This is a genomic window from Paenalicyclobacillus cellulosilyticus (genome assembly GCF_014647315.1).
Lineage (GTDB): Bacteria > Bacillota > Bacilli > Alicyclobacillales > Alicyclobacillaceae > Alicyclobacillus_J > Alicyclobacillus_J cellulosilyticus.
Map to the genome: position 1 here is coordinate 1 of NZ_BMOY01000066.1, position 5,999 is coordinate 5,999.

The 5,999-nt window shown below is 69.4% G+C and carries 6 protein-coding genes; 4 read left to right on the forward strand and 2 right to left on the reverse strand.

Going from position 1 to position 5,999, the window contains the following annotated elements; genetic code table 11:
- From IEX97_RS12620 to holA, 3 genes are all read left to right on the forward strand, one after another.
- The coding region (locus IEX97_RS12620; protein ID WP_229776904.1) for a ComEC/Rec2 family competence protein at positions 1-1,487 on the forward strand (1,487 nt) is incomplete at its 5' end.
- A 114-nt stretch (positions 1,488-1,601) separates the two neighbouring features.
- Positions 1,602-2,783 carry an NAD(P)/FAD-dependent oxidoreductase gene (locus IEX97_RS12625; RefSeq protein ID WP_229776905.1) on the forward strand — a complete coding sequence of 394 codons (1,182 nt, stop codon included), beginning with the start codon at positions 1,602-1,604 and terminating at the stop codon, positions 2,781-2,783.
- 146 nt (positions 2,784-2,929) lie between these two features.
- Positions 2,930-3,991: a DNA polymerase III subunit delta gene (gene holA, locus IEX97_RS12630; RefSeq protein WP_188883465.1), complete on the forward strand. Its 1,062-nt coding sequence runs from the start codon at positions 2,930-2,932 to the stop codon at positions 3,989-3,991.
- 77 nt (positions 3,992-4,068) lie between these two features.
- Here holA and rpsT read toward each other — a convergent pair whose 3' ends face one another.
- Positions 4,069-4,353 (reverse strand): 30S ribosomal protein S20, encoded by a 285-nt coding sequence (gene rpsT / locus IEX97_RS12635; RefSeq protein WP_188883466.1) that lies wholly within the window; start codon positions 4,351-4,353, stop codon positions 4,069-4,071.
- Positions 4,354-4,457: 104 nt separating this feature from the next.
- Here rpsT and gpr point away from each other — a divergent pair, with 104 nt between their 5' ends.
- Positions 4,458-5,561, forward strand: a complete 1,104-nt coding sequence (gene gpr / locus IEX97_RS12640) for a GPR endopeptidase (RefSeq protein ID WP_229776906.1) — start codon at positions 4,458-4,460, stop codon at positions 5,559-5,561.
- Here gpr and IEX97_RS12645 read toward each other — a convergent pair.
- Positions 5,551-5,999, reverse strand: a 449-nt coding sequence (locus IEX97_RS12645) for a lytic transglycosylase domain-containing protein (protein ID WP_188883467.1), incomplete at its 5' end; no start/stop codon positions are given. The two genes, gpr and IEX97_RS12645, sit on opposite strands and share 11 nt — an antisense overlap.

Consider the following 5,999-nt stretch of genomic DNA (forward strand, 5'->3'; position numbering starts at 1 on the left):
CCGGGAAGCGAATCCGCACCGGGCGGCGCGTCCCCTGGGCTGCGCGGGGCCCGCGGCGCCGACGGCACTGGCGTGCATGGGCGCTCTTCGTGGCGGCCGGCATCGCGGCCGGATCTGGCGGCGCGTACGGTTGGTCGCGCACAGCCGACGGACGTGCCACCGCAGCCTGGTTGGGGCAGGCCGGCTTGTGGCATGCGCGCGTCACGGCCTTGCGGACGGTCGACGCGCGCGGCGTGGTCGTGGATCTCGCGCTCCTGCGCGTCATGGCTCCCCAGGGCGATGCGGTCGTGGGCGGGGCGGTGGTGTGGCCGGTCTGGGGCCGGGCGGCGGCACAAGCTGCCACGCTGCAGGTTGGCGATGAAGTGTGGCTGCAAGGCGCGCTCGTCCGGCCATCGCCGGCGCAGGGAGGAGCGCGTGCACCCGGGCGTGCCTCCGGCCGCCGTCTGGAGCTGCGCGGCCGGCTGGCGCGGGTGGTGCATCGCCCGCCCCCTTGGCTGCGTGCCCGTGCTTGGCTCGGAAGGGCGCTTGCGCGGCTGCCGCTCCCTGACTCCATCCGCTCCGAACTGCCGCTTTGCCTGTCCATCGTCTTCGGAGGCGAGGATGTGCCGCGCGGCGTGCACGACGCCTTCCTCCGCGCAGGGCTTTTGCACGTCCTCGCGGCGAGCGGGGCCAACGTGGTGTTGCTGGAGCGCGCGGCGGCGCGGGGGCTGCGCCCGCTCTGGCGGGGTGTGCGCGTAAGCTGGCTGCCGCCAGCCACCATGCTCGCGTTCACCTGGGGATTCGCCGCCTTGTGCCAGTTTTCTTCGTCCATCGTCCGCGCCGCATGGATGGCGAGTTACCGCCACCTGGCGGCGCTGTGCGGCCGCCACGGCGCGTCCGGGCACGCGCTGTGGTTTGCGGCGGTCGCGATGACCGCGGCGGACCCGGCCGGCCTCACCTCCTGGAGCGCGGTGCTGTCGTTCGTCAGCACCGCGGCGGTGATGGGGGCGCTCACGCGGCAGCCGAGCGCGAAGCCGGCGCCGGCCACGCGGTGGCGATGGCTGGCCCGGCGAACGGCCGGTTGGGCTTGGCAAGCGGTCCGCGTCTCCGTGCGGGTCGAAGCGGCGGTGGCGCCGCTCCTCGCGGTCGCGTTTGGTCAGTGGACGCCGTGGGCGGTGGTGGCGAACGTGGTGGCCGATCCGTTGCTCGCCTGTTTGCTCCCTGCTTGTGCGCTCCTGTGCGCCTTGTCCGTGCTGGCGGCGGCGTTTCCCTGGTGCACGCCCCTGGCGGCGGCGCTCGCGTGGCCGGTGGGACTCGGGGTGCGCGCTTTGTCCGCGTGGGTGACGTGGCTGGCACACTGGCCCGGGGCGTTGGTCGCCCTCCCGCCCGTGTGGCCAGGTTGGCTGGTGCCGTATTATCTTTTGTGGTGGCTGTTACGGCGCGTGGGCAAAATCGGCCGTGAAAATCTGCGTCTTCGGCGCCGCGGCCGTGCACAAGCTATGATATAATTTGGCAGGCTGCGTGGGTGGCACCGCCGCACTTGCCGAATGGTCTGCGCCACGTCCGGTCAACCTAACAGCCAACGGAACAGAACCTGCGCTACATCGGGAGTGGGAGAAACCATGAGCAAAATCGTGATTGTCGGTGCGGGGTACGCCGGCATGATGGCAGCCACGCGCCTGGAACGCTTGGCGGAACCGTTCACCATCATCAACAAGCACGCGTACCACTACTTCACCACGCTGTTGCACGAGGCGGCAGGCGGGCGCGGCGAGCCGGACAAGTACCGGGTCGACATCAAGGAGGTGCTGGCCAAGCCGTCGTCGGAACTGGTCGTCACAGAGGTCACCGGGATCGACCGCGAGCGGCGGGTGGTGCGCACGGAAGCGGGCGAGTTCCCGTACGAATACCTGGTGTTCACGCTGGGTTGGGTGCCTGAGTACTTCGGCATTCCCGGCTTGGCTGAGCACAGCCTGGTGCTGCGCAGCCTGAACGCGGCCAAGCAGATCCGCAGCCACATCGAACGCGAGTTCCGGCAGTACCGCGAGGACCAAAATCCGGTCCACCTGCGGATTGTGGTCGGCGGTGCCGGGCTGACCGGCGTCGAACTCGTCGGCGAGTTGCTCGATTGGCTGCCGGAGTTGTGCATGACGCTCGGGGTTCCGTGGGACCATGTGGAGGTCCAGAACATCGAAGCCATGCCGATGATCCTGCCGATGGTCGCGGAAAACCTGCGCGAGGTGGCGGCGCGGACTCTGACCGAAAAAGGCGCGAAGCTCCGGATCAACACCAAGATTGTGCAGGTGACGCCGGGGCGTGTCCACCTCGAAGGCGGCGAGGTGGTCGAGGCAGGAACCATCATCTGGACGGGCGGCGTGCGTGCCAATCCGCTGCTTGAACAGGCCGGGTTCACCGTCGACCGCCGCGGCCGCGCGAAGGTCAATGAGTATCTGCAGTCGGTGGACGATCCGCACGTCTTCGTCGGCGGCGACAGCGCTTGGTGCGACGGGCCGGACGGCCGTCCGTACCCGCCGACGGCGCAGGTGGCGTCCCAGATGGGCCGCGCCATCGCCGACAACGTCCATGCGCTGGTGCACGGCCGGCCGATGAAACCGTTCCAAGCCCACCTTAAGGGTACGCTCGCGTCGCTCGGCCGCGAACTGGGCGTGGGCGACATGGTCGGCGTGCCGGTGAAAGGGGTCGTCGCCGCCGTCGCGAAAGAGGCGTCGAAGGTGAAGTACCTGTTGGAACTGGGCGGCGTACGGCTGGCCGCGGCCAAGAGCGGCGAGCTCGTCCACCTCTGATCCGGAAGGCGCAGACCCGCGTTCGGCCGGCGCAGGCCGGGCGCCCGCATGACTCGGCAAGTGGGAGCGCGTCCCTTGCCCGCCGGCCGCGGCGAGTCGACGTGGCCGGCGGTGCACGGGACGCGCTTTTCGTGGGGGGGGACGACATGGACGCGCTGGCACTCTGCCAACGCTTGCAACAAGGAGAACCGTTGCAACCGGTGTACGTGCTGTACGGAGAAGAACCGGTGCTGATGACGCGGTGCGTCGAGGCGCTGCGGTCGCGGCTCGCGGATGACGCCGGCCCGCCGGCAGTCCTGCGTTTCGATTTCGAGGAGGACGGGTGCAGCGGTGCGGTCATGGCGTGTTCCTCCGTGCCGCTGTTCGGCGCTGCCGATCTCGTCGTCCTCACGCGGTGCACCGCGTTCGCCGCCTCTTCCGGCAAGCAGAAGGGCGACACTTCATCCCTCGAAGCGTACCTCGCCGCGCCGAATCCCGGGCGGGTCTTCGTCATCCAGGTTCCGGCATCCAAGCTGGATGAGCGGAAACGTTTGACCCGGTTGATCAAGCCTTATCCTCAGGTCGCATGTCAGGTACCCAAACCGGAGGTCGCCCGGCATTGGCTGCAGGTGTTCGCACAGGAACGCGGCATCGCCGTCACGGCGGACGCATTGGCTGAGCTGTGGCGCCGCCGGCCGTCCCTGTCGGTGGCGAATACGGAATTGGACAAACTATGGACGTATACAGGGGGGAGGACCATCACCGCCGCCGACGTGGCGGAGGTCGTGTCGGCGCCGCTCGAAGACAACGTGTTCGCTTGGATCGACGGGGTGGTCAGCGGGCGGGTCGAGCAGGCGCTGGCGGCCGTGGCGGACCTGTATGCGACAGGCCAGGATCCGCTGGCGATGCTCGCGCTCATCGCCCGTCAACTGCGCCTGATGTGGTACGCGCGGGCGGAAGGCGGGCGTGTGGCGTGGGCGGACCTGGCGGCGCGCATCGGCGCGCATCCGTACGCGTTGCGCGTCGCCGGCCGGCAGGCGCGCCACCTCCCGCTCGCTGCCTTGGAGACGCTGCTCACCCTGGTCGCCGACGCGGAGTACTGGGTGAAAACCGGCCGCCGCGACGTGAAGCACGCCCTGGAGGCGGTGGTGCTGCGTTGCGCGGCGGCCGTGCACTTCCATGGGGCTGACGACTTCCATGGGGTACAAGGCGCATACGAATGCAGATAACCCGGCCGCCTCACGCAGGCGGGCCGGGCTGCGGTGTCTTCTGCCACCGGGCTGCGGCGTCTTCTGCCAACGCGCGGTCACTGCGCCTGGGCGGCTTGCGCCATCGCCGCGTTGAAGCGGCGGGTCAGGCGGGATTTTTTGCGGTTCGCCTTGTTTTTGTGGATGATCCCTTTGGTCACCGCTTTATCCAATGCACGCGTCGCAATGCGCAGCGCGAGGCGGGCCTTCTCCAGGTCGTTTTGCGCCATGGCGGCTTCGAACTTCTTCAGCGTCGTCTTGAGCGCCGAACGCAACGACGTGTTGCGCAGGGTCCTGCGCGCGGTGACGCGCACGCGTTTTTTGGCCGATTGGATGTTTGGCACACTCTCACCCCCTTGCCGACGCCAGCGTACAGACAACGGTCAGTTTAACACATGGTTCCCGCGGGCCGCAACATGCAGCCGCGCGGGGGACGGGAGGGAATATCATGCGCGGGATGGGTCGGGCGCGCACGGGCTGCGCGCGGTGGTTTCGTCAGGATGCGCATGCGGTGGGCAGGACGGACGCCGGGGAGGATGTGCGGGCACCGGCGGCGGACGAGCATGCCGGCGCTGAGCTTCCGGCCAGCCCGCACACCGACTTGGCGCTCGAAGCCAGTGCGTGGGCGCGATCGCAAGGCATACGCCTCGATGGTGTCCGCGAGGAGCGGGAGCAACCGGAGGAAGGCATCACCGTCACCCGCGTCCACGTGGAGACGGCCGCGGCGGAGCGTGCGCTCGGCAAGCGGCGCGGCCGCTACGTGACCATCGAGGCGCCCGGCCTGCGCCACCGCGATCCCGATTTCCAGGAGCGGGTGTCGCGGCGGTTTGCGGCTGAATTCGCGGACCTCCTGCCTGTGGGGGAAGATGCGTCGGTGTTGGTGGTCGGGCTCGGCAACGCGCACGTGACCCCGGACGCCCTCGGCCCGTTGGTGGTGGAACGCTTGCTGGTCACGCGGCACCTGTTTCACTACATGCCCGAGGCGCTGGGCGAGGGCTACCGCACCGTATGCGCGGTGGCACCCGGGGTGCTCGGGGTGACCGGGATTGAGACCGCGGAAATGGTCAAAGGCATCGTCGAACGGGTGCGCCCGGACGTCGTGATCGCGGTGGATGCGTTGGCGTCCCGCGCGCTCAGCCGCGTGAACGCCACCATCCAGATTGCCGATTCCGGCATTCAGCCGGGGGGAGGGGTCGGCAACCACCGCCAAGCGCTGGATCGAGACACCCTCGGTGTCCCCTGCCTTGCGGTGGGCGTACCCACCGTCGTGGATGCGGCGACCATCGCCCACGATGCCATGGACCTGGTGTTGCGCCACGTGGATACGGTGCTGCCGGGAGACGGTGCGAGCCAATTGTTGAACCGGTTCACACCGAAGGAGAAGTGGCAGCTCATCCGGGAGGTGCTCGAACCGCTCGGCAACAACCTCATGGTGACGCCCAAGGAGATCGACGCGTTCATCGACGACATCGCCCACGTGGTCGCCAAGGGACTCAACGCCGCGTTGCACCCTGGCGTCGACTTTGCCGGCGCCGATGCCATCACGCACTGACGTCCGCGGACAAGCCGGCACGGGCGAGCACCGCGGCGACGTACCGCTGTGTCTCCGGAAAGGGCGGAACCCCGCCATACGCGGCCACGCGCGCGGGGCCCGCGTTGTACGCCGCGAGGGCGAGCGCCCAGTTGCCGCCGAACTGGTCCCGCAACCGGGCGAGATAGCGCGTGCCGGCGAAGATGTTTTGCACCGGATCGAACGGCTGGGTCACGCCCAAAGCCCGGGCGGTGGCCGGCATGAGCTGCATCAGTCCCATGGCGCCCGCCGGGCTCACGGCCGCCGGGTCGCCGCCCGATTCTTGCTCGATCACGCCGCGGATGATGCCCGCCGGAACTCCGTACTGCGCACTGGCGGCCGCCACGGCGGCGTCGATCTCGGCCGCGGTCGCGGTCGCGGCCGCGGTCGCCGGGCTGGCGCCAGGGTCCGCCGCCGCAG

Excerpts from the sequence above, each read along its gene's own strand:
- IEX97_RS12625 (WP_229776905.1), top strand. The coding sequence starts at position 1,602 with ATGAGCAAAATCGTGATTGTCGGTGCGGGGTACGCCGGCATGATGGCA.
- holA (WP_188883465.1), top strand. The coding sequence starts at position 2,930 with ATGGACGCGCTGGCACTCTGCCAACGCTTGCAACAAGGAGAACCGTTG.
- gpr (WP_229776906.1), top strand. The coding sequence starts at position 4,458 with ATGCGCGGGATGGGTCGGGCGCGCACGGGCTGCGCGCGGTGGTTTCGT.